This is a genomic window from Streptomyces sp. NPDC046203, assembly GCF_040646255.1.
Classification (GTDB): domain Bacteria; phylum Actinomycetota; class Actinomycetes; order Streptomycetales; family Streptomycetaceae; genus Streptomyces.
In genome coordinates, this window is record NZ_JBEYZX010000046.1 from 29,997 (window position 1) to 50,822 (window position 20,826).

Annotated in this window: 23 protein-coding genes; 12 read left to right on the plus strand and 11 right to left on the minus strand. The window is 72.7% G+C overall.

The window, feature by feature from the left end:
• Positions 1-85: 85 nt before the first annotated feature.
• Entirely contained in the window at positions 86-325 is a 240-nt protein-coding gene (locus ABZ990_RS25740) for a DUF6011 domain-containing protein (RefSeq protein WP_361236101.1), read from the minus strand.
• Between the two features lie 56 nt (positions 326-381).
• Here ABZ990_RS25740 and ABZ990_RS25745 point away from each other — a divergent pair, with 56 nt between their 5' ends.
• Together ABZ990_RS25745 and ABZ990_RS25750 are read left to right on the plus strand one after the other, a co-directional pair.
• Positions 382-864 (plus strand): glutathione peroxidase, encoded by a 483-nt coding sequence (locus ABZ990_RS25745; RefSeq protein ID WP_361236104.1) that lies wholly within the window; start codon positions 382-384, stop codon positions 862-864.
• On the plus strand, positions 857-1,648 hold the full coding sequence (locus ABZ990_RS25750; RefSeq protein ID WP_361236107.1) for a putative protein N(5)-glutamine methyltransferase: 792 nt from the start codon (positions 857-859) through the stop codon (positions 1,646-1,648). Before ABZ990_RS25745 ends, ABZ990_RS25750 begins: the two co-directional genes overlap by 8 nt.
• A 430-nt stretch (positions 1,649-2,078) precedes the next feature.
• On the opposite strand, the gene ABZ990_RS25755 is transcribed toward ABZ990_RS25750, so the two are convergent.
• Both ABZ990_RS25755 and ABZ990_RS25760 read right to left on the minus strand, forming a co-directional pair.
• Positions 2,079-2,540, minus strand: a complete 462-nt coding sequence (locus ABZ990_RS25755; protein WP_361236110.1) for a Clp protease N-terminal domain-containing protein — start codon at positions 2,538-2,540, stop codon at positions 2,079-2,081.
• A 7-nt stretch (positions 2,541-2,547) separates the two neighbouring features.
• The gene (locus ABZ990_RS25760; RefSeq protein WP_361236113.1) at positions 2,548-2,751 is read right to left on the minus strand and encodes a helix-turn-helix domain-containing protein; all 204 of its coding nucleotides are present in this window, start codon (positions 2,749-2,751) and stop codon (positions 2,548-2,550) included.
• A 126-nt stretch (positions 2,752-2,877) separates the two neighbouring features.
• Here ABZ990_RS25760 and ABZ990_RS25765 point away from each other — a divergent pair, with 126 nt between their 5' ends.
• On the plus strand, positions 2,878-4,440 hold the full coding sequence (locus ABZ990_RS25765; RefSeq protein WP_361236116.1) for an FAD-dependent monooxygenase: 1,563 nt from the start codon (positions 2,878-2,880) through the stop codon (positions 4,438-4,440).
• Positions 4,441-4,557: 117 nt separating this feature from the next.
• On the opposite strand, the gene ABZ990_RS25770 is transcribed toward ABZ990_RS25765, so the two are convergent.
• A complete protein-coding gene (locus ABZ990_RS25770; RefSeq protein WP_361236119.1) occupies positions 4,558-5,937 on the minus strand; it encodes a cytochrome P450 in 1,380 nt (459 codons plus the stop codon).
• 128 nt (positions 5,938-6,065) lie between these two features.
• Here ABZ990_RS25770 and ABZ990_RS25775 point away from each other — a divergent pair, with 128 nt between their 5' ends.
• On the plus strand, positions 6,066-6,581 hold the full coding sequence (locus tag ABZ990_RS25775; protein ID WP_361236122.1) for a VOC family protein: 516 nt from the start codon (positions 6,066-6,068) through the stop codon (positions 6,579-6,581).
• Positions 6,582-6,677: 96 nt separating this feature from the next.
• Here the strand turns inward: ABZ990_RS25775 and ABZ990_RS25780 are convergent, their stop codons facing one another.
• Positions 6,678-7,094: a hypothetical protein gene (locus ABZ990_RS25780; RefSeq protein WP_361236125.1), complete on the minus strand. Its 417-nt coding sequence runs from the start codon at positions 7,092-7,094 to the stop codon at positions 6,678-6,680.
• Between the two features lie 229 nt (positions 7,095-7,323).
• Here ABZ990_RS25780 and ABZ990_RS25785 point away from each other — a divergent pair, with 229 nt between their 5' ends.
• Positions 7,324-7,515 carry a CsbD family protein gene (locus ABZ990_RS25785; RefSeq protein ID WP_361236128.1) on the plus strand — a complete coding sequence of 64 codons (192 nt, stop codon included), beginning with the start codon at positions 7,324-7,326 and terminating at the stop codon, positions 7,513-7,515.
• 154 nt (positions 7,516-7,669) lie between these two features.
• On the opposite strand, the gene ABZ990_RS25790 is transcribed toward ABZ990_RS25785, so the two are convergent.
• Positions 7,670-8,896 (minus strand): acyl-CoA dehydrogenase family protein, encoded by a 1,227-nt coding sequence (locus ABZ990_RS25790; RefSeq protein ID WP_361236131.1) that lies wholly within the window; start codon positions 8,894-8,896, stop codon positions 7,670-7,672.
• Between the two features lie 163 nt (positions 8,897-9,059).
• Here ABZ990_RS25790 and ABZ990_RS25795 point away from each other — a divergent pair, with 163 nt between their 5' ends.
• Positions 9,060-9,710: a TetR family transcriptional regulator gene (locus ABZ990_RS25795; RefSeq protein ID WP_361236134.1), complete on the plus strand. Its 651-nt coding sequence runs from the start codon at positions 9,060-9,062 to the stop codon at positions 9,708-9,710.
• Positions 9,711-9,921: 211 nt separating this feature from the next.
• Here ABZ990_RS25795 and def read toward each other — a convergent pair whose 3' ends face one another.
• Positions 9,922-10,491 carry a peptide deformylase gene (def, locus tag ABZ990_RS25800; RefSeq protein ID WP_361236137.1) on the minus strand — a complete coding sequence of 190 codons (570 nt, stop codon included), beginning with the start codon at positions 10,489-10,491 and terminating at the stop codon, positions 9,922-9,924.
• A gap of 115 nt (positions 10,492-10,606) precedes the next feature.
• On the opposite strand from def, the gene ABZ990_RS25805 reads away from it, so the two are divergent.
• The 6 genes from ABZ990_RS25805 to ABZ990_RS25830 all read left to right on the plus strand — a co-directional run bounded on the left by ABZ990_RS25805 (position 10,607) and on the right by ABZ990_RS25830 (position 16,836).
• Positions 10,607-11,848, plus strand: coding sequence for a MurT ligase domain-containing protein (locus ABZ990_RS25805; RefSeq protein WP_361236140.1), 1,242 nt, complete (start codon positions 10,607-10,609; stop codon positions 11,846-11,848).
• 32 nt (positions 11,849-11,880) lie between these two features.
• Positions 11,881-12,609 carry a glutamine amidotransferase gene (locus ABZ990_RS25810; protein ID WP_361236143.1) on the plus strand — a complete coding sequence of 243 codons (729 nt, stop codon included), beginning with the start codon at positions 11,881-11,883 and terminating at the stop codon, positions 12,607-12,609.
• A 340-nt stretch (positions 12,610-12,949) separates the two neighbouring features.
• The gene (locus ABZ990_RS25815; protein WP_361236146.1) at positions 12,950-13,975 is read left to right on the plus strand and encodes a 6-phosphofructokinase; all 1,026 of its coding nucleotides are present in this window, start codon (positions 12,950-12,952) and stop codon (positions 13,973-13,975) included.
• Between the two features lie 123 nt (positions 13,976-14,098).
• Positions 14,099-15,073 carry a cytochrome c oxidase assembly protein gene (locus tag ABZ990_RS25820; protein WP_361236149.1) on the plus strand — a complete coding sequence of 325 codons (975 nt, stop codon included), beginning with the start codon at positions 14,099-14,101 and terminating at the stop codon, positions 15,071-15,073.
• Positions 15,074-15,224: 151 nt separating this feature from the next.
• Entirely contained in the window at positions 15,225-15,446 is a 222-nt protein-coding gene (locus ABZ990_RS25825) for a hypothetical protein (protein ID WP_361236166.1), read from the plus strand.
• 346 nt (positions 15,447-15,792) lie between these two features.
• Positions 15,793-16,836 carry an NAD-dependent epimerase/dehydratase family protein gene (locus ABZ990_RS25830; protein ID WP_361236152.1) on the plus strand — a complete coding sequence of 348 codons (1,044 nt, stop codon included), beginning with the start codon at positions 15,793-15,795 and terminating at the stop codon, positions 16,834-16,836.
• 174 nt (positions 16,837-17,010) lie between these two features.
• Here the strand turns inward: ABZ990_RS25830 and ABZ990_RS25835 are convergent, their stop codons facing one another.
• From ABZ990_RS25835 to ABZ990_RS25850, 4 genes are all read right to left on the minus strand, one after another.
• Positions 17,011-18,588 carry an alpha/beta hydrolase gene (locus tag ABZ990_RS25835; RefSeq protein ID WP_361236155.1) on the minus strand — a complete coding sequence of 526 codons (1,578 nt, stop codon included), beginning with the start codon at positions 18,586-18,588 and terminating at the stop codon, positions 17,011-17,013.
• A 187-nt stretch (positions 18,589-18,775) separates the two neighbouring features.
• Entirely contained in the window at positions 18,776-19,669 is an 894-nt protein-coding gene (locus ABZ990_RS25840; protein ID WP_361236158.1) for an urease accessory protein UreD, read from the minus strand.
• Between the two features lie 50 nt (positions 19,670-19,719).
• The gene (gene ureG, locus ABZ990_RS25845; protein ID WP_361236161.1) at positions 19,720-20,397 is read right to left on the minus strand and encodes an urease accessory protein UreG; all 678 of its coding nucleotides are present in this window, start codon (positions 20,395-20,397) and stop codon (positions 19,720-19,722) included.
• 61 nt (positions 20,398-20,458) lie between these two features.
• The coding region (locus tag ABZ990_RS25850; RefSeq protein ID WP_361236163.1) for an urease accessory UreF family protein at positions 20,459-20,826 on the minus strand (368 nt) is incomplete at its 5' end.

A 20,826-nucleotide genomic window follows, 5' to 3' on the forward strand; every position in this document is an offset into this window, starting at 1 on the left:
GGCACCGCTTGTCGGTGACGGAGCGTCAGGATATGAATCGACGGGCGCGCGGGCGGCGGGCGGCGGGCGGCGGGCGGCGGGCGGTTCAGAGTCCGGGCAGGGCGTCCTGGACGACCTCGTGCCGCCGGGTGCGGATGTCCGGGCCCGGCGGGTGCAGTTTGGCGTCACAGGACGGGCCGAGGCCGGTGCGACGGGACGCGGCACCGGTCAGCGGGCGCCCGCACAGCCGGCACCACACCCGGCGTGCCGCGCCGCCGCCCGTTTCCCGTGCGCTCCCGGCCGGCTCGGCCGTCCCGATGTCGATTGCCAGCGGTTCGTCTCCCATGGTCAGATCAAACCCCATCCGGGTGGAGCAAGCCCCATCGCTACGAGGAGCGTTCCTTGAGCCTGTACGAGATTCCGCTGACGACACTCGCCGGCGCCCCCACCTCCCTCGCCGACTACCGCGACCAGGTCGTCCTGATCGTGAATGTGGCCTCCCGCTGCGGTCTCACTCCGCAGTACGCCGGTCTGGAGCGGCTCCAGCAGGAGTACGCCAAGCGCGGCTTCACCGTGCTCGGCGTGCCGTGCAACCAGTTCGGCGGCCAGGAGCCGGGCAGCGCGGAGGAGATCGAGACCTTCTGCTCGACGACGTACGGGGTGAGCTTCCCGCTCCTCGCGAAGATCGAGGTCAACGGGGCCGGCCGGCACCCGCTGTACACGGAGCTGACCCGGGTCGCCGACGCCGGCGGCGAGGCCGGTGACGTGCAGTGGAACTTCGAGAAGTTCCTCGTCGGCCCGGACGGTTCGGTGACCCGGTTCCGTCCGCGCACCGAGCCCGACGCCCCGGAGCTGGTGGCGGCGATCGAGGCCCGGCTTGTCTGACCACGTCGCGCCGCCAGGACCGATACCCGAGGTCGTGGCGCGCCTGCGGGCGGCCGGCTGCGTCTTCGCCGAGGAGGAGGCGGAGCTGCTGTCCGCGGCGGCGTCCGGCCCCGCCGAACTCGACGCCATGGTCGACCGCCGGGCCTCCGGGCTGCCGCTCGAACACGTCGTGGGCTGGGCCGAGTTCGCGGGGCTGCGGATCGAGGTGGACACCGGGGTGTTCGTACCGCGCCGCCGTACCGAGTTCCTGGCCGCCGAGGCCGTCCGGCTGGCCCGGCCAGGCGGCGTCTGCGTCGATCTGTGCTGCGGCTCGGGCGCGGCGGCCGCGGTGCTGCTCGCGTCCGTCGCGGACGCGGAGGTGCACGCGGCCGACATCGAGCCGGCCGCCGTCCGCTGCGCGCGGCGGAACGTGGAGCCGCGCGGCGGGCTGGTGTACGAGGGCGACCTCTTCGCGCCGTTGCCGGGCGTCCTGCGCGGCCGGATCGAGGTGCTGGTCGCCAACGTCCCGTACGTCCCGACCGCCGAGGTGGCCCTGCTGCCCGCCGAGGCCCGCGAGCACGAACCCCTCGTCGCCCTGGACGGCGGGGCGGACGGCCTCGCGGTACTGCGCCGGGTCGCGGCGGGGGCGGCCGAGTGGCTCGCCCCGGGCGGCCATCTGCTGTTCGAGACGAGCGAGCGGCAGACCGGCGCCGCCGTGGCGGCGGTCGCCGCCCACGGCCTGACGGCCCGGGTCCTCGAAGACGAGGACCTGTACGCCACGGTGGTCGTGGCGACCCGCGCCTGATCCGGCGCGCGGCGCCCCCGGGTCGGTCCCGTGCGGCGTACCGCACCCCTCGGGTCGATCCCGTGCGTCGTACCGCACCCCTCGGGTCGATCCCGTCCGGTGTACCGCGCCCTGAGCTCCGCCCCGTACGACGCTCCGCCGGCCCAGGACTCCGGACAAGCGGTCCACCGGCCACCGGCCGCGCCGACCGCCGGCCGTACACGACGCCTCCGCCCGAATCTCCTTCGGGCGGGGGCGTTGTGCGTCACGTCCGTGAGCTGCGGCAGGTGCCGGAGTACGCGGAGTGCGCCGAGTCGGAGGCAGAGCCGCGGGCATCACATCGACACGCTCGGCCGCTCCTCCTTCCGACCCCCGACCTGCCCGGCGGGCCGAGGTCCGCCGGGCAGGTCGGGGAGCCGGAACCTCGCCCCGCGAGAGGACACCCCGCGACTCAGGCGCCCGTCCGCACCCGTTCCCGGACCGCGGCGCGGTCGATGCCGAGCTCTGCCATGACCTCTGCCGCGGGATCCGGCCGCTCGCGGTCGAGCAGGGCCAGCAGAAGGTGCTCCGGTGTGATGCGCCGACCGCCGGCCTTCCTCGTCTCGGCCAGGGCGCGCGGGAGGACGGCGCGGGCACCGGAGGTGAAGGGGGTGCGCTTGCGGGAGGCGGGAATCGGCGGCCGCGCGATCCCCCGGATGTCGATGCCGACCACGGCCAGCGCGAACCGGTCGAGAGCGTCGAGAGCGGCACGCACGGTCTCCAGGTCGGTTCCGAGGGCCCGGGCCGCGCCGGGCTCGTGGAGCACTCCCAGAAGAAGATGCTCGGTGCCGATACGGCGATCGCCACGCAAGGCGGCTTCGCCCAGTGCCGAAGCAACGGACTCACGGGCACCTGCCGCGAACTGTTCGAACACGGTCGTCTCACTTCCCGTACTTGGCGTGCGCGGATTGCCGGGAGACGCCGAGTGCGTCGCCGATCTGTTCCCAGGACCATCCCTGCTCCCTGGCGCGTGCGACTGCTGCCGCTTCGACTTGTTCGGCCAGCCGGTGCAAGGCGCCCACCGCCCGCAGCCCCACCGCGGGGTCACGCGACCCGAGGCGTTCCGAGAGATCTCCCGTTTCCATGCCTGTCAGTCTGGATTGACAGGCCCCGAGTGTCAATCCAGACTGACATCGGGTCGCGGTGTCAGTCCAGGCTGACACGCAGTCGCGGCCGGACGCCTCCTGCCCGGCGAACCGAAGGAGAACGCGATGACCGCTGACGTCACCATCGTCGGTGGTGGCCCGAACGGGCTGCTGCTGGCCTGCGAACTACGACTCGCAGGCGTGCGACCACTGATCCTGGAGCGGCTGCACACCCGCAGCGAGGTCCCCCGGGCCAACGGGCTCGTCGGCCGTGTGGTCCAGGCACTGGAGTTGCGCGGCCTGTACGAGCCCCTCGCCGGCCGTTCCGGGCCCGCGCAGCCGTTGCCCTTCTACCAGTTCAGCGGCCTGCCACTGGACCTGCGCGACCTGACCGACAACCCGCTGCACGCCCTCCAGGTTCCGCAAGCGCGTATCGAGCAGGTACTCGAAGAGCGCGCCCGGGAACTGGGCGTCGAGATCCGCCGCGGGCACGAACTGACCGCCCTGCACCAGGACGACGACGCCGTCACCCTCGACATCCGGGCCCCGCGGGGCGCCTACCGGATCCGCACCCGGTACCTGGTCGGAGCGGACGGCGGCCACAGCACGGTCCGCAAGCAGGCCGGCATCGCCTTCCCCGGCACCACCGACGACGGCTTCGTCTCCCGCGCGGGACACGCCGTCATTCCCGACACGCTGCTGGATCCCGCCACCGGGGAACTCGACCTGCCCGGGCTGGGCATGCGCCTTCGGCCCTACGTCCACAACCGCCTGCCGGGCGGCGTGTTCACCTTCGCGATGATGCGGCCCGGCTCGGGTGTCCATCTCGTGGCCACCTTCGAGTGGGACCAGCCGCCGGCCGACGACGGCACACCGATGACCTTCGACGAACTCCGGGCCGGCGTGCGTCGCGTCCTTGGAACAGACCTGCCGATGAGCCCGCCCACCGCCCCCGGACCGCACCTGCTGCGCCGCCGCACCGGCACCAACTCGCGGCAGGTCGACACCTACCGCGCCGGCCGCGTCCTGCTGCTCGGGGACGCCGCGCACGTTCATTCCGCGGTCGGCGGGCCCGGGCTGAACCTGGGCATGCAGGACGCCCTCAACCTCGGCTGGAAACTCGCCGCCCGGATCCACGGCTGGGCGCCCCCCGGGCTGCTGGACACCTACCACGGCGAGCGGGCTCCGGTCAGCCGGCGCGTCCTCATGCAGACCCGCGCGCAGATGGCCCTGATGCGTCCGGCGGCCGAGATCACCGCGGCCCGCGACCTGCTGGCGGAACTGCTCGAAGACCCACGCAACCGTGCGCGCGTCGCGGCCCTCCTGTCCGGCACCGACATCCGGTACGACATGGGCCACGACATCGGGCATCCACTGACCGGCCAGTGGCTTCCCGATCTCCGGACGCACATCACCGAGGGCTGGGAACGGATCGCCGAACGGCTGCGCGCGGCCCGCCCCGTGCTCGTGGATCTCACCGGAAACCCGGCGACGACCGAGGTCGCCGCCGCCTGGACGGACCGGGTGGACGTCATCACCGCCCGGTCCGCGGACCGGTCCCGGCCGGCCTCCGCCATCCTGGTGCGTCCCGATGGGTACCTGGCCTGGGCCGGGGACGACACGGCGGGCCGGCCGATGCGCGATCACCTGCACGAGGCACTGACCACCTGGTTCGGCGCGGCGGCCTGAATCGTGCCGACCGATCGGCGGTGGCCGATCCGCGCGACGGTCGACGCGGGCCGCTGATCCCCGGCGCCGGCGCGAGCCGGAGCCGGGCGCACGGCGCCGTTCAGCCCGTCCGCCGCTTCAGCCCGTCCGCGGCTTCAGCCGGCAGCGGGCCGGACCGACGGCCTGGAGGGTGATCGCGGAGTCCAGTGGGACATGGGTGTCGATGGCCTCCAGTTCGTAGCGCTGGAGGATCATCGCGAGCGCGATCACCGACTCCAGCATCGAGAAGTGCTGTCCGATGCAGGCGCGCGGGCCGCCGCCGAAGGGGTACCAGGCGTAGCGGGGGCGGGCGGCCTCCGCCTCGGGCGTGAAGCGGTCGGGTTCGAAACGCTCCGGGTCCTCCCAGTAACGAGGGTGACGGTGCGTCACCCATGGGGCGAGGATCACGTCGGCCCCGGCCGGGATGAGGTGCCCGTCGATCTCGCACTCCTCGACGGCCCGGCGGCCGATCGCCGGGGCGGCCGGGAAGAGCCGCATGGCCTCCTTCAACACCTGTCCCAGGTACGGGAGTTCGTCCAGGTCGGCGGCGCCGGGCGTACGGCCGTCCAGCACCCGGTCCAGTTCCTCGTGGACCCGCCGCTGCGCCTCGGGGTGACGGGCCAGCAGATGCAGCGTGAAGGCGAGCGAGGTCGCGGTCGTCTCGTGTCCGGCGAGCAGGAACACCAGGACCTGCTCACGCAGTTCGGTGGCGTCGAAGCCCTCGACGCCGCTCCCGTCCTCCTCTCCCCCGGCGCCCATCAGCAGGGTCAGCAGGTCGCGTTCCCGCTCGTCCGTCCCGGCCGCGCGCCGGTCGGCGATGATGCGATCGCAGACGGCGTACAGCTCCTCGTGGGCGGCGAGCGCCTTCCGGTTGCCCGGCGTGGGCCACTCGCGCGGGATGCTGCGGGGCGCGTAGCCGCGCTTGGTGACGTACGAGGCGAGTACCGGGAAGCAGCGCTCGACGATCTCGACGGCGGCGTCCACGTCCGTGCCGAGCAGGATGCGGGCGACGGCGCGCAGCGCGAGCCGGCCCATCTCGTGGACGACGTCGACCGTTTCGCGCCGCTCCGCGCTCCAGACGCCGGTGAGCCGGTCGACCTCGGCGGCGATGGCGGCGGCGTACGTGTCGACGGTGCGGCGGGTGAACAGCGGCTGGACGAGCCGCCGTTGACGCAGGTAGTCGTCGTCCTGGCTGGTGAGCAGTCCGTTGCCGAAAGAGGTCCGGAGTTCCTCGTAGAAGTTGTTGTCCTTGCGGAAGTTGGCCGACTGGGTGGCGAGCACCTGCTGTGCGCCCTCGGCGGAGAACACGCAGTGGATGGTGGCCCGCATCCCGGGCGGTCCGGCGGTGATGCGGACGACGTCGCCGTGCTCGTGGCAGGCTTTGAGGAAGGTGCCGAGCGAGTCGTTCTTGAGTTCGGTCAGGGAGCCGATCAGCGGCCTTCCCGTGAGTTCGGGCACTGTCCGTGTGGTGTTCGCCATCGTGGCCATTCCCCCTTGTGCGCTTCGGTGGCGCGAACGATTCTGCCGCACGGCCGCGACCGGCGCGCGCACGGCGGTCACGGTCGCGGTCTCGGGGCGTTGTCAGTGGTACCTGGGACGCTTTCCCCATGGACACCCCCGAGTTGGACACCCCCGAGTTGGACGCATCCGGCCTGACCGCCGCGCCCCGGCCGCTTCTGCAGCTCACGATCGACTGCGCCGAACCGCGGCGTCTGGTCGCCTTCTGGGCCGAGGCCCTGCGCTACGTACCCGAGCCGCCGCCCGAGGGACACCCGACGTGGCGCGCGTACTGGGAGGCCACCGGCGTTCCGGAGGACGAACTGGCCGGGGACGCCGGGGAGATCCCGGAGTCGATCGTGGATCCCGAGGGGCGAGGACCTCGGGTGTGGTTCCAGCAGGTACCGGAGCCGAAGACGGTCAAGAACCGGCTGCATCTGGACCTCAAGGTCGGCGGCGGGCGGGCGGTACCGCTCGCGGTCCGCCGGGCCCGGGTGGACGCGGAGGTGGCCCGGCTGACGGCCCTGGGCGCGTCCGTGGCGTACGTGATGGACGAGCCGCACGGGATGGACTATTACGCCGTCGTCCTCCGGGACCCGGAGGGCAACGAGTTCTGTCTGGTGTGAGCGCGGGGCGGGCGGCGGAAGCGGAAGCGGGCGGCGGGGCCGGGTGTCCCGGTCCCGCCGCCCGTTCGCGCCCCGCTCCGCGCGTCCGCCGCGCGCTCAGTCGAGGAGCCGTGCCAGGCCCCAGATGATGACGAGGTCCAGGACCATCACGGTGATCGCCCACGCCGGGTAGTACGGGATGAACATGAACTGGGTGACCAGGCTGATCGCGGCGAGGCCGATGCCGGCGCCGCGGGCCCAGCCCTTCATCATCAGGACGCCGACGGCCACGATCAGCAGCACGACGCCGATGATCAGATGGATCCAGCCCCACGCGGTGAGGTCGAACCGGTACTCGTAGTGCCCCGGCCGGAGGAAGAGCCTGTCCTGGGCGATGCCGGCGACCCCCAGGAGGAAGCTCAGCACACCGCTGATGAACAGTGCCACCCCGGCGAACAACGCCGGCTTGGTCGGCTGTACCGCGTCGCGGGAGCCTCCCGCGTCCTGTCGTGCGCCACTGGGCATGGCCGCCATCGCCGCCACCTCTCGTCCGGGCCGCGGTCGCCGCCGTCGCACCACGCGGTACGGCAGCGGGAACCGGTGACGTTCCCGCCACGGCCCCAGCCTGGCCCCGGGCCCGGCCCACGGCGACCGGGCAGGGCCGTCCGGGTGAGCGGGGTGCGGGGACCGCCACCCGCTGCCTAGCCTGGACTGTGCGGCCGACCAGGCCGGCACGGCCGGCGCACGGAAGAAGGTCTTCGTGATGACCAGTGCCATGGACAAGGCCAAGGGCAGGCTCAAGGAGGTCGCCGGGAGGTTCACCGGCGACGAGCGCCTCGAATCCGAGGGCAGGACCGACCAGGCGAAGGCGAAGGTCCGCGACGCCGTCGGCGGCCTCCGCGACCGCGCCGCGGGCATCGTGGACTCCCTCAGGCGGCACGACCGGCACCGGTGACCCGGAGGCCGGGCACGGCCTCGACGGGCACGGCGGACACCGCGGGCACGGCGGTCACCGCGGGCAGGGCAGACATGGCGCCTGCCTCGACGGCCACGGCGGGCGCTCCCCGCCGTGGAGAAGGCGCCCGCCGTGACCGCCCGCCGACGCCGGGTCAGCGGATCGGCATGCCGGACAGCGTGCGGGCGATGACCAGGCGCTGGATCTCGCTCGTCCCCTCGAAGATGGTGTAGATCGCGGCGTCGCGGTGCATCCGCTCCACCGGGTACTCGCGCGTGTAGCCGTTGCCGCCGAGGATCTGGATGGCCTGCCCGGTGACCTTCTTGGCGACCTCGCTCGCGTACAGCTTGGACATCGACCCCTCGGCGGAGGTGAAGGGCTTGCCCGTGACCCCCATCCAGGAGGCGCGCCACACCAGCAGCCGGGCCGCGTCGATCTGGGTGCGCATGTCGGCGAGCTGGAAGGCGACGCCCTGGTTGTCGATGATCGGGCGGCCGAACTGCTGCCGGGTCTTGGCGTAGTCGAGGGCCACCTCGTACGCGGCGCGGGCGGTGCCGATGGCCATGGCGCCGACGGCGGGCCGGGAGGCCTCGAAGGTGGCCATGGCGGCGTTCTTGACGCGCTCGCCGCCGCTCTTGGCGCGCTCCCGGGCGCGGGCCAGGCGCTCGTCGAGCTTCTCCTTGCCGCCGAGCAGGCAGCTGCCGGGCACCCGGACGTCCTCCAGGACGACCTCGGCGGTGTGCGAGGCGCGGATGCCGTGCTTCTGGAACTTCTGCCCCTGGGACAGACCGGGGGTGTTCGGCGGCACGATGAAGGAGGCATGACCCTTGGAGCCGAGCTCGGGGTCGACGACGGCGACCACGACGTGGACGTTGGCGATGCCGCCGTTGGTGGCCCAGGTCTTGGTGCCGTTGATCACCCACTCGTCCTTGGCCTCGTCGTAGACGGCGCGGGTGCGCATGGAGGCCACGTCGGAGCCGGCGTCGGGCTCGGAGGAGCAGAAGGCGGCGACCTTGACGTCGGTGGCGTCGCCGTACATCTGCGGCACCCAGGTGCCGATCTGCTCGTCGGTGCCGTTGGCGAGGACGCCGACGGCCGCGAGGCCGGTGCCGACGATGGACAGGGCGATGCCCGCGTCGCCCCAGAACAGCTCCTCCATCGTCATCGGGACGCCGAGGCCGGTGGGGTCGAAGAACTGCTGGGCGTAGAAGTCGAGGGAGTAGATTCCGATCTTGGCCGCTTCCTGGATGATCGGCCAGGGGGTCTCCTCGCGCTCGTCCCATTCGGCGGCCGCGGGACGGATGACGTCCGCGGCGAAGCCGTGGAGCCAGTCGCGCACCTGCTTCTGGTCTTCGTTCAGTTCGAAAGTGAACTCGGACATGGTCCCTCCCAGCGGCCTGTTACTTGCGGTAATCGCAGTCTGTTACCGGCGGGTAGGCCCTGTCAACCAGCAGCGGAGCACATCCTGCCGGACGGCACCCGGTGCCGCGAGGGTGTTACGTTGCGACAGCCGCAGGAATTCGTACAGGCGGGGAGACACGCCCATGGACACCAGACACCGGACCACCACCGACCAGCAGAAGCCGGCCGACCAACGGCGCCGGGAGCTGCTGGAGGCGGCGGACCGCGTGGTGCTCCGCGACGGGCCCCAGGCCTCGATGAACGCCATCGCCGCCGAGGCCGGCATCACCAAACCGATCCTCTACCGCCACTTCGGCGACAAGGGCGGCCTCTACCGCGCCCTCGCCACCCGGCACACCGACGCCCTGCTGGCCGCCCTCCGCGCCGCGCTCGACGCGCCCGCGGACCGGCGCCGGCGCGTCGAATCCACCCTCGACACCTACCTCGCCTCCATCGAGGCGATGCCGCAGGTCTACCGCTTCCTCATGCATCCGGCCGAGGAACCGCACCACGCGGAGCAGGGATTCGACATCGGCCGCCACTCCGCCCCGCTGCTGCGGCGCATGGGCGAGGAACTCGGCCAGGTCATCGCCGAGCGGGTCGACCTCGGCCCGGGCGGCGAGACGCAGGCCCGGATCTGGGGCCACGGCATCGTCGGAATGATGCACGCGGCCGGCGACTGGTGGCTCGGCGAGCGCCCCTGTCCGCGCGAGGAACTCGTGCGCAGCCTCGCCGACGTCCTCTGGGGCCGGCTGGCCCAGGCCCCGGACCTGCCCGGCGGGCCGGGTTTCTAGCGGGCGGCCCCGGGCTGATCGGGTTTCCGTCGAGTGCCCCCGGCGGACCGGGTTTCCACCGGACGAACCCCGGCGGGCCGGACTTCCATCGGACGAACCCCGGCGGGCCGGTCTCCTGGCGGGCGGATTCCGGCGGGCCGGGCCGCCCAGGGGGCCCGGCCACTCCGGGGAGCCGCACGCCCCGGGGGGACTCGACCCCTTGAACGGCCCCTCAAACGGCCTCGGGCCCGAGGGCGTCCGCCCCGGCACCCCAGGGCTGCTTCCGGATCGACTTCAGGAGCTTGCGGCGGGCCCGGCCCGTCACATGGTCCGCGTACACACCACCGTCGAGATGATCACATTCGTGCTGGAGACAGCGGGCGAAGAAACCCGTGCCCTGGATCCGGACCGGGGTGCCGTCGAGCCGGACCCCCTCGACCACGGCGTGGTCGTAACGGGGCGTCGGGGCCTCCAGGCCCGGCAGGGAGAGACAGCCCTCGGGGCCCCGGAACATCTCCCCGCCGGTCTCGACCAGCCGGGGGTTCACCACATGACCCAGGTGCCGGACGTCCTCGTCGTCCGGACAGTCGTACACGAACACCCGCAGACCCACGCCCACTTGGTTCGCGGCCAGGCCCACGCCGTTCGCCGCGTACATCGTCGCGAACATGTCCTCGACAAGCCGGGACAGCTCCGGGCCGAAGTCGGTGACGGGCTCGCAGGGGGTGTGCAGGACGGGGGTGCCGAGCAAAGTCATCGCTCGGACACGGCCGGAACTGCCGGGGATCAGCCGGTTTCGCATGGGCGCAAGCGTACGTTCAGGGGGCCGGGGCGCCGCGTCGCGGTGCCGCGAATTCGGGCTGCTGGCCGGATCTCGATAGGCTGAGCCCGGACCGACGCAAGGAGGAACAAGGACGATGTCAGGCAGCAACTCGGAGCCGCTGTCGGCGCGCGCCAAGCTGGCCGTGACGGCCGGCAGGGCCGCGGCCGCCGTTTCGCGGGCAGCGGGACGCGGCAGCGGATCGGTGATCGGCGGCCGCGTCGCCCTCAAGCTCGACCCTGATCTGCTGGCGGCGCTGGCGCAGCACCTGGACGTGGTGCTCGTCTCGGCGACCAACGGAAAGACCACCACGACCCGGCTGATCGCCGAGGCACTGCGGGCCAGCGGCCCGGTGGTGTCGAACGCGCTGGGCGCCAACATGCCCGCCGGTATCACCTCCGCCCTGGCCGGCGGATCGGACTCCCGGTACGGCGTGATCGAGGTCGACGAGAAGTATCTGGCGGGGGTCGCCCGGGACACCACCCCGAAGGCCATCGCCCTGCTCAACCTCTCCCGTGACCAGCTCGACCGGGCCGCCGAGACGCGGATGCTCGCCGAGAAGTGGCGCGAGGGACTCAACGGCACGAAGGCCGTGGTCATCGCCAACGCCGACGACCCGCTGATCGTGTGGGCCGCCTCGTCCTCCCCCAATGTGGTGTGGGTCGCGGTCGGCCAGGAGTGGAAGGACGACGCCTGGTCCTGCCCGTCCTGCGGCGGTGTGCTGCAGCGCCCGGGCGACGACTGGTTCTGCGCCGAGTGCGGCTTCCGCCGCCCCGCGCCGAGCTGGGCGCTCAGTGGTGACCACGTGCTGGACCCGCACGGTTCGGCCTGGCCCATCCATCTGCAGCTGCCCGGCCGCGCCAACAAGGCCAACGCCGCCACCTCGGCCGCCGTCGCCGCGGTCTTCGGGGTGCCGCCGCAGGTCGCTCTTGAGCGCATGTACCAGGTGCAGGCCGTCGCCGGCCGCTACGACGTGGTCACCTTCGAGGGCCGTGAGCTGCGGCTGCTGCTCGCGAAGAACCCGGCGGGCTGGCTCGAGACGTTCTCCCTGATCGACCCGCCGCCGACGCCGGTGATCCTCTCCGTCAACGCGCGTGGCGCCGACGGCACGGACACCTCCTGGCTGTGGGACGTGGACTACGGCCGGCTGGCCGGCCACCCGATCATGGTGATCGGCGACCGCCGGCTGGACCTCGCGGTCCGGCTCGAGGTCGCGGGTGTGGACTTCCGTGTCTGCGAGACGCTCGACGAGGCGGTGGCCATGGCGCCGCCCGGACAGATCGAGCTGATCGCCAACTACACGGCGTTCCAGGACGTCCGCCGCCGTGTCGGCAACTGACCCCGCCTCGACCCCGCAAAAGGACTTGCACCATGAGTGACAGCAGCCTGCGTCTGGTCTGGGTCTACCCCGACCTGCTCAGCACCTACGGCGACCAGGGCAACGTCCTCGTCGTCGAGCGCCGTGCCCGCCAGCGCGGCCTCAACGTCGAGCGCGTCGACGTGCGCAGCGACCAGCCGGTCCCGACCTCCGGCGACATCTATCTGGTCGGCGGCGGCGAGGACCGCCCGCAGCGGCTGGCCGCCGAGCGGCTGCGCCGCGACGGCGGGCTGAGCCGGGCCGCCTCCAACGGCGCCATCATCTTCTCGGTGTGCGCCGGCTACCAGATCCTCGGCCACGAGTTCGTCAACGACCTCGGCGCGCGCGAGCCCGGCCTCGGCCTGCTCGACGTGACCACGGTCCGCGGCGAGGGCGAGCGCTGCGTCGGCGACGTACTCGCGGACATCGACCCGCGCCTCGGTCTGCCCCAGCTCACCGGGTTCGAGAACCACCAGGGCGTCACCCACCTGGGCCCGACCGCCCGCCCGTTCGCCCGCACGGTGTTCGGCAACGGCAACGGCAGTGGTGACGGCACCGAGGGCGCGTACAACGAGACCGTCTTCGGTACGTACATGCACGGCCCCGTGATGGCCCGCAACCCGCAGATCGCGGACCTGCTGCTGAAGCTGGCGCTCGATGTGAACGCGCTGCCGCCGACGGACGACCGCTGGTACGAGGCGCTGCGCGCCGAGCGCATCGCGTCCGCCACGCGACCCGCCTGACGGCCTGTCCGGCGCCTGCCCGGCGCCTGTCCGACAGCCTGTCCGACAGCCTGTCCGACGGGCTGTCCGACGGCCCGCCTGGCAGTCCGTCACCCCGTGGGGCGCACACCGCATGTGTGCGCCCCACGGGCCCGCGCGCCGGTGTGCGGACGGGTGTCCGGACGGGTGCGCACCGCCCCGGAAACGCCGGTGCTCGTATGTCGCCTCTGCCGTACATGTGTGCGTTGTCCACGGTGCGGACAACCGGTTCGGACAGGCCACCCGGCACCGATAGGGTGGCGTCGATCCAGCCGGACGACGTGGTCCGGGAGTCTGCCCACGTTGCAAAGGTTTTTGGGCTATGCGCATTGGTGTGCTCACCTCCGGCGGAGACTGCCCCGGTCTGAACGCCGTCATCCGGTCCGTCGTGCACCGCGCCGTCGTCGACCACGGTGACGAGGTGATCGGCTTCCACGACGGGTGGAAGGGGCTGCTCGAATGCGACTACCGCAAGCTGGACCTCGACGCCGTCAACGGCATCCTGGCCCGCGGCGGCACCATCCTCGGCTCCTCCCGGGTCCAGCCCGCCCATCTCGTCGGCGGCGTCGAGCAGGCCCGCGGCCATGTCGCGGACCTCGGCCTCGACGCGATCATCCCGATCGGCGGCGAGGGCACCCTGAAGGCCGCGCATCTGCTCTCCGAGGCCGGGCTGCCGATAGTCGGCGTCCCCAAGACCATCGACAACGACATCGCCGCGACCGACGTCACCTTCGGCTTCGACACCGCCGTCACCGTCGCCACCGAGGCCCTGGACCGGCTGAAGACCACCGCCGAGTCCCATCAGCGGGTGCTGATCGTCGAGGTCATGGGCCGGCACACCGGCTGGATCGCGCTCCACTCCGGCATGGCCGCCGGCGCGCACGCCATCGTCGTACCCGAGCGCCCCTTCGACATCGACGAGCTGACCGCCCGGGTCGGCGCCCGCTTCGAGGACGGCAAGCGCTTCGCCATCGTCGTGGTCGCCGAGGGCGCGAAGCCGCGCGAGGGCACCATGGACTTCAAGACCGCGGGCACCGACATCTACGGCCACGAGCGGTTCACCGGCGTGGCCAACCAGCTCTCCGTCGAGCTGGAGCGACGGCTCGGCAAGGAGGCCCGGCCCGTCATCCTCGGCCATGTCCAGCGCGGTGGCACCCCGACCGCGTACGACCGGGTGCTCGCCACCCGCTTCGGCTGGCACGCGGTCGAGGCGGCGCACCGAGGCGACTTCGGCATGCTGACCGCGCTGCGCGGCACGGAGATCGAGCTGGTGCCGCTGGGCCGCGCCGTGGAGACCCTGAAGACGGTCCCCGCCGACCGTTACGACGAGGCGGAGTGCGTGCTCTGAGCCACACGGTTTCTTGCCCGTAAGGCAAGAAATCGACTAACCGCCCCCGGTCGTGGACACGGCCGGGGGCGGTTCTAGTCTGGTGCGGACAACAAGCGCGAAACGGGCTCCAGGAGTAGACAGATGGATCACAGCGGGCGCGGTGGGGGACACGGCATGCCCATGGACCTGCCCCCGTTCACGCTGGGGCGGGGCCTGGAGTTCTCCCCCGACCTCTTCTTCCTGATCGGGTGCGTCGCCGGCATCGTCCTGTACGCCTGGGGCGTGGTGCGGCTGCGGCGGCGCGGGGACTCCTGGCCGGTGAACCGGACGGTGTTCTTCATGGTGGGCGTGCTCACCATCGCCCTGGTGATGTGCACCAAGCTCAACGACTACGGCATGGTCATGTTCAGCGTGCACATGGTGCAGCACATGGTGATCTCCATGCTGTCGCCAATCCTGCTGCTGCTCGGCGCGCCGGTGACGCTGTCGCTGCGGGCGCTGCCGGTCGCGGCGACGCGCGGCACGAAGGGCCCGCGCGAGCTGCTGCTGATGCTGCTGCACAGCCGCTACATGCGAGTCATCACGCACCCGGGCTTCACTATCCCGATGTTCATCGCGAGCCTGTACGCGCTCTACTTCACGCCGCTGTTCGACTTCCTCATGGGGTCGAAGACGGGTCACATCGCGATGATGATCCACTTCCTCGCGGTGGGTCTGTCGTTCTTCTGGCCGATCATGGGCGTCGACCCGGGTCCGCACCGGCCGGGCTATGTGATGCGGATGCTGGAGCTGTTCGCGGGCATGCCGTTCCACGCGTTCTTCGGCATCGCGCTGATGATGGCGACCTCGCCCATGGTCGAGACGTACAAGAACCCGCCCGCGTCGCTCATGATCGACGCGCTGGCCGACCAGAGCGCGGCGGGCGGCATCGCCTGGGGCTTCAGCGAGATCCCGTCGGTGCTGGTGCTGATCGCGCTGGTCTACCAGTGGTACCACTCCGAGCAGCGACAGGCCGCGCGCAAGGACCGGGCCGCGGACCGCGACGGCGACAAGGAGCTGCAGGAGTACAACGCGTACCTCGCCTCGCTCCAGGCGCGCGGCGGCCAGGCGCGATAGCGACCGCCGTGAGGACGGGGGCGCGCGGTAGCGGTATGTGACCGCGCGCGCCGGTCTGTAACGGCGCGCGGCGGGGGCGCACGATATTCCCGCCGAGGGCTGGCGCACGCCCCTCCCCCAGGGCCACGATGGCGGGGAGGAGGGCTGAGCGATGATGTCGGGTTCCACGAAGACAATGGCCGCGCTCACCTGCGCGGCCCTGATCCTCACCACCGCGTACACCGTCGGTCTGGGCAGCAACGGCTGGCTCTGGTTCGGCTGGGTGGTGCTCGGTGTGGCGACGGTCGGGGTGGCCGCGGCGGACAGCGGTGAGCCGGCCATGCCCCCACGCAGCCGGCCGACGGGCGGCGGGCGGGGCCCCTCCGGGCCCTGAGCCCGCTCCCCCTCCGGGGCCCTGAGCCGGCCCTCTCCCGAGGCCCTGGGCGGACCCGCTCCCCCTGTCCGCCCCCCCCCTGCCCGCACCTGTCCGCCCCTGACCAGCGCGCGGCCGACCGGCCCGCCCGCCGCCGGGCCGCCCCCGCCGCGATCGCCACCGCGAGGGTTGAGGGGCCACCCGCCGACCACCCCGCGCTCCGTGAAGTTCCCGCGCGGGCCGAGCAGCCGTCCGCCGCCCCGCGCCCCGCGCCCCGGAAAGTTCCCGCGAGCCCCACGCCGAGGGCGAATCCGCGCACGGCGAAAGCGCCTGGGCACCCGGCCCCCGGGCCCGTAGCGTGCCGCCCATGATCAAGGGACACGCGTTCGTGGTGGGAGCGACAGGACAGATCGGACGGGCGGCCGTACGGGCGCTCGCCGAGGACGGATGGGAGGTCACGGCCGCCTCGCGCCGGGGTGGCCGGGACGAGCGATGGCCGGCGGAGGTCCGGTCGGTGGCGGTGGACCGGAACGAGGAGGAGGCACTGGCGCGGGCCCTCGGCGACGGGGTGGACGTCCTGGTGGACATGGTGGCCTACGACGCGGGCCACGGGCGCCGGCTGACGGCGCTGGCGGACCGGATCGGCTCGGCGGTCGTGATCTCCAGCGCGGCGGTGTACGAGGACGAGCAGGGGCGGAACTTCGACACCCAGGACGAGCCGGACGGTTTTCCGCTCTATCCGGTCCCGATCCCGGAGACCTGGCGGACCGTGGCACCGGGCGACAGTTCGTACGGCACCCGCAAGGTGGCCCTGGAGCGGGAGCTGCTCGCGGCCGGCGAGCGGCTGCCGGCGACCGTGCTGCGGGCGGCGGCGGTGCACGGCCCGTACAGCCCGGGGCCGCGCGAACTCTGGTTCGTCAAGCGCGCGTTGGACAAGCGGCCGGTGCGGATCCTCGCGGAGGACGGGCGGTCCGTCTTTCATCCGGTGAGCGTGGAGAATCTGGCCGAGCTGATCCGGCTGGCCGCCGCGAAGCCGGGGACCCGGGTGCTCAACGGCGCCGACCCGGACGCGCCGTCGGTCGCCGAGATCGGCGCGGCGATCGACGCCGTGATGGGCGTGAGCAGCGAGACGGTCCTGTTCGACGGGCCGCCCGGGGACGACATGGTCGGCTACACCCCGTGGACCACACCGCGCCCGGTCGTCTGCGACATGGCGGCGGCGGAACGGGAGCTGGGCTACCGGCCGGTGTGGAACTACGCGCGGTCGCTGCCGGAGACGGTGGAGTGGCTGGCGGCGACGGTGGCCGAGCGGGACTGGCGGGACGCCTTCCCCGGACTGGTCAGGTACGGGGTGGACTTCTTCGACTACGCGGCCGAGGACGCCTGGCTCGCGGCGCACCGCGGAGTGTGAGGCCCCGGGCCCGGGAAGCCGCGGGGTGTGAGACTCCGGGCCCGGGAAGCCGCCGAATGCGCGGCCCCGGGCCCGGGACACGAGGAAGGGCGGCCGCCTCGTGGCGACCGCCCTTCGGCGTGCTCAGCTGTGCCGGCGGGGCGTCACCGCCCGGCCGTCACGGCGCGAAGCCGATTACGGCTTGGGCGTGGCGTGCGGGTCGCACGTCACGTCCGCGCTGTCGACCTTGCCGTTCAGCAGGTACGCGTCGACCCGACTGTTGATGCAGGGGTTCACCAGGCCGGTGACACCGTGCGAACCGGCGTTCTTCTCGGTGATGAGGCGCGAGCCCTTGAAGCGCTTGTGCAGCTCGACGGCGCCGGCGTACGGCGTGGCCGCATCCCGCTCGGACTGGACGATGAGCACCGGCGGCAGACCCTTGCCCGTCTTGACCTGGGTCGGCTTCTGGCGCTCGCCGGACCAGGTGGCGCAGGGCAGGTTCATCCAGGCGTTCGACCAGGTCATGAACGGGTACTTCTCGTGCAGCCGGGAGTTGTCCCGGTCCCACGTCTTCCAGCTGGTCGGCCACGGCGCGTCGTTGCACTCGACGGCGGTGTAGACGGCGTTGCCGTTCTCCGACGCGATGTTGCCGGCGGTGTCGGTGAGGTCCGCGGAGGCGCCGTCGATCAGCGGCTGCGGGTCACCCGCGACGTACACGCTCCACGCCTCGGCGGTGGGGGCCCAGGTGGAGTCGTAGTACGGGGCGCTCTGGAAGAAGCCGATGAGCTCGGCCGGTCCGACGGTGCCGCCGAGCGGCGCCTTCTTGGCGGCGGCGCGCAGGGTCAGCCACTGCTGGTGGACCTGCTCGTAGGTCTTGCCGATGTGGTACGTCGCGTCGTTCTGGGCGACCCAGGTCATCCAGTCCTTGAGGCGGCCCTCGAAGGCGATGTCCTGGGTGAGGTTGGCCTCGTACCAGATGTTGTCCTTGGACGGGTCCACGACGCTGTCGACCAGCATGCGGCGCACGTGGTCCGGGTACAGCGTGCCGTAGACGGCGCCGAGGTAGGTGCCGTAGGAGGCGCCGATGTAGTTCAGCTTCTCCTCGCCGAGCGCCGCGCGGACGACGTCGAGGTCGCGCGCGGTGTTGAGGGTGTTGATGAACGGCAGGATGTCGCCGCTCTTCTCGGCGCAGCCCTTGGCGTACGCGGCGGCCAGCTCGCGCTGGGCGGCCTTGTCGGCCTCGCTGTCGGGGACCGGGTCGGCCTTGGGGCCCTTGACGAACTCGGTCGGGTCGACGCAGGAGATGGGCGCCGAGTGGCCGACACCGCGCGGGTCGAAGCCGACGAAGTCGTACGCCTTGGCGACGTTCGCCCAGATCGGGTTCTTCGTGGTGACACGGCGGGGGAACTTCAGGCCGGAGCCACCGGGGCCACCGGGGTTGTAGAGCAGCGAGCCCTGGTGCTCACCGGCGGTGCCGGTGGCGCCGACGCGGTCGACGGCGATCTGGATCTTCTTGCCGTCCGGACGGGAGTAGTCGACCGGGACGGTCACGAAGCCGCACTGAATCGGCTTCTCGAGGCCCCAGTTGGCGGGGCAGTCGCGCCAGTCGATGCCCGCCTTCGCGGCGCGCTCGGCGGCGAGGGCGGCGCCCCGGGCCTCGGCGTCGCGGGTCTGGCCGGTGACGGCGCCCGCGGCCGGGGCGGCGAGCGCGCTCGCGATGAGCGTGCCCGCTATCAGAGTGCCGGCGGAGCCGAACACTGCTGTACGTCTCAAGGAATCTCTCCCCCATCGATGGGCGCCGCCCCCGTGGCAGCGCCGTGGTGGCTGTTCGGGGGATCCTTCCGCCTTTGGGGCCTCGGACAAAAGAGCGTACGCATGTTTCTTTACCGAACCAATAACCGGATACAGGTGTACCGCTCAGCGGTTACCGCCGGAAAGCCGTGCGGGGACGGTCCTCGGGTCAGGTGGCGGCGAGCAGACGAAGGGCCTCGTCAAGGACGCGGCGCAGTGCGAGGGCGTCCGGGGCGACGGCCGTGACGAGGGCGGCCGGACCCGCCAGCGGGGCCAGGACGGCGTGTTCGCCGAGCAGCCGGGCCCCTGCCGGCCGGTCGGCGAACGCCGGGTCGACGACGAGGAGTTGACCGGTCGCCCGATGCCCGCCGAGGACGGCGGGACCGTCCCAGCCGGGCGGGGCGCCGGGTCCGTAGCGGAGCTCCTGGTCGAGCAGCGGACGGCCGGCGCGGCGGACGGTGAGCCGGGTGGTGAGGGTGCCGGGCGGCTCGGCGTGGCGGCCGAGGATCTGCTCCTCGCGGAACACGAGCCGCGCGGTGGCGGCGAGTTGGACCGTGGTGCGGACGGTCAGAACGGATCCGGCGGCGGAGACGAGCTGTTCGGGGAGCCAGCGCAGCTCGGCGTCCGCGCCGACGGTGAGCGCGATGTCGTAGGTGGCGGGGGTCTCGGTGCCACCGGGCAGGGCGACGGTCGCGGCGGCGGAGTCGACGAGAAGCCGGGCCCCGTCGCGCACTTCGGCCGTGAGGGCGAGCCGGTCGCCGCCGAGCGGGGCGCTCATCGCACCGACGACGGTGACCCGGGTGTACGGGCCGGTGGCCCGGGTGCGGCGCAGCGCGAAGGGCCCGTCGCCGCTCAGGACGGGCAGGGAGCCGTCCGGGGCGGCGATGATCCGGGCGGTGGCGGCGAGGCTCGCCCGGTCGGACGGCGGGGCGCCCGGGGGCGCGGGTCCGGGCTCGGAGGCGGACACGGAGGCGGACGCGGGCGTGGGCGTGGGCTCGTACGCGGACACCGGCTCGCGCGTGGAATCGCACGCGGGCTCGTGCACCGGCTCCGGCGCGGACATGGGCACCGCCCCCGACTCGGCTTCCGGGCCCGGCGGTTGGACGGCCAGGCTCATGCGGTCCAGGCCGCCAGTCGGCCGCGGACCCAGTCGGCGACCGGGGCGACGCCTTCGGCGGAGCGCAACGAGGTGAGCGCCACGGGGAGTTCGCCGCGCTGCCGCTTCGCGTCGCTCTCCATGCGGCCGAGGTCGGAGCCGACGTACGGGGCGAGGTCGGTCTTGTTGATGACCAGGAGGTCGGCGGTGGTGACGCCGGGGCCGCCCTTGCGCGGGATGTCGTCGCCGCCGGCGACGTCGATGACGAAGATCTGGGCGTCGACGAGCCCCTTGGAGAAGGTGGCGGTGAGGTTGTCGCCGCCGGATTCGACGAGGACGAGGTCGAGCGGGCCGATCGCGTCCTCCAGGTCCTCGACGGCTTCGAGGTTGGCGGAGATGTCGTCGCGGATGGCGGTGTGCGGGCAGGCGCCGGTCTCGACGGCGGCGATCCGCTCGGGCGGCAGCACGGCCTCGCGGAGCAGGAACTCGGCGTCCTCGCGGGTGTAGATGTCGTTGGTGACGACGGCGAGGGAGAGGCTGTCGCGCAGGGCGCGGCAGAGCGCGGCGACGGTGGCGGTCTTGCCGGAGCCGACGGGCCCGCCGAGGCCGATGCGCAGGGCGCGGCGGCTGCCGTCGGGCCGGTGGGCGTCGGCGGAGACGGCGGAGCCGTGGTCGTGTCCGTGGTCGAGGTGCATGGGGCTCCTTGGGTCCGGCGGCGGTCGGTGACGATCCGTGGCAACGGGGCAGGGCAGGGGATCACGAGGCGAAGAGGCGGACGGGCCAGGTCGCGTGCTGCTCGGCGGTCAGGTCGAGCAGTGGGGCGGACGCGGCGGGCAGGATGTCCAGCCGCCCTTCCCGTACGGCCTCCCGGGCCCGGGCGACGGCCTCGGCGGCCACCCGGTCCATCGCGGGGGCCAGCCGGGCGAGGACGGCGGTGGCCTGGAAGGGGTCCAGGCCGAGCAGCCGTACGGCGGCGGTCGCGGGCCCGCTCGCCGTCTCGTAGACGACACAGTGCGCGGCGTCCCCGGGGCCGAGCCCGGCGGCCCGGGCGGCGGTGCCGAGGACGGCCGGCTGGTGCGCGCCGCGCGGGAACGCGGCGGCGAGCCGGTCGAGTTCGGGGCGGG

Excerpts from the sequence above, each read along its gene's own strand:
- ureG (WP_361236161.1), bottom strand. The coding sequence starts at position 20,397 with ATGCACCTCGACCACGGACACGACCACGGCTCCGCCGTCTCCGCCGAC.
- ABZ990_RS25815 (WP_361236146.1), top strand. The coding sequence starts at position 12,950 with ATGCGCATTGGTGTGCTCACCTCCGGCGGAGACTGCCCCGGTCTGAAC.
- ABZ990_RS25740 (WP_361236101.1), bottom strand. The coding sequence starts at position 325 with ATGGGAGACGAACCGCTGGCAATCGACATCGGGACGGCCGAGCCGGCC.
- ABZ990_RS25760 (WP_361236113.1), bottom strand. The coding sequence starts at position 2,751 with ATGGAAACGGGAGATCTCTCGGAACGCCTCGGGTCGCGTGACCCCGCG.
- ABZ990_RS25820 (WP_361236149.1), top strand. The coding sequence starts at position 14,099 with ATGGATCACAGCGGGCGCGGTGGGGGACACGGCATGCCCATGGACCTG.
- ABZ990_RS25805 (WP_361236140.1), top strand. The coding sequence starts at position 10,607 with ATGTCAGGCAGCAACTCGGAGCCGCTGTCGGCGCGCGCCAAGCTGGCC.
- ABZ990_RS25775 (WP_361236122.1), top strand. The coding sequence starts at position 6,066 with ATGGACACCCCCGAGTTGGACACCCCCGAGTTGGACGCATCCGGCCTG.
- ABZ990_RS25810 (WP_361236143.1), top strand. The coding sequence starts at position 11,881 with ATGAGTGACAGCAGCCTGCGTCTGGTCTGGGTCTACCCCGACCTGCTC.
- ABZ990_RS25785 (WP_361236128.1), top strand. The coding sequence starts at position 7,324 with ATGACCAGTGCCATGGACAAGGCCAAGGGCAGGCTCAAGGAGGTCGCC.
- ABZ990_RS25790 (WP_361236131.1), bottom strand. The coding sequence starts at position 8,896 with ATGTCCGAGTTCACTTTCGAACTGAACGAAGACCAGAAGCAGGTGCGC.
- def (WP_361236137.1), bottom strand. The coding sequence starts at position 10,491 with ATGCGAAACCGGCTGATCCCCGGCAGTTCCGGCCGTGTCCGAGCGATG.
- ABZ990_RS25795 (WP_361236134.1), top strand. The coding sequence starts at position 9,060 with ATGGACACCAGACACCGGACCACCACCGACCAGCAGAAGCCGGCCGAC.
- ABZ990_RS25770 (WP_361236119.1), bottom strand. The coding sequence starts at position 5,937 with ATGGCGAACACCACACGGACAGTGCCCGAACTCACGGGAAGGCCGCTG.
- ABZ990_RS25765 (WP_361236116.1), top strand. The coding sequence starts at position 2,878 with ATGACCGCTGACGTCACCATCGTCGGTGGTGGCCCGAACGGGCTGCTG.
- ABZ990_RS25840 (WP_361236158.1), bottom strand. The coding sequence starts at position 19,669 with ATGTCCGCGCCGGAGCCGGTGCACGAGCCCGCGTGCGATTCCACGCGC.
- ABZ990_RS25830 (WP_361236152.1), top strand. The coding sequence starts at position 15,793 with ATGATCAAGGGACACGCGTTCGTGGTGGGAGCGACAGGACAGATCGGA.
- ABZ990_RS25825 (WP_361236166.1), top strand. The coding sequence starts at position 15,225 with ATGATGTCGGGTTCCACGAAGACAATGGCCGCGCTCACCTGCGCGGCC.
- ABZ990_RS25780 (WP_361236125.1), bottom strand. The coding sequence starts at position 7,094 with ATGGCGGCCATGCCCAGTGGCGCACGACAGGACGCGGGAGGCTCCCGC.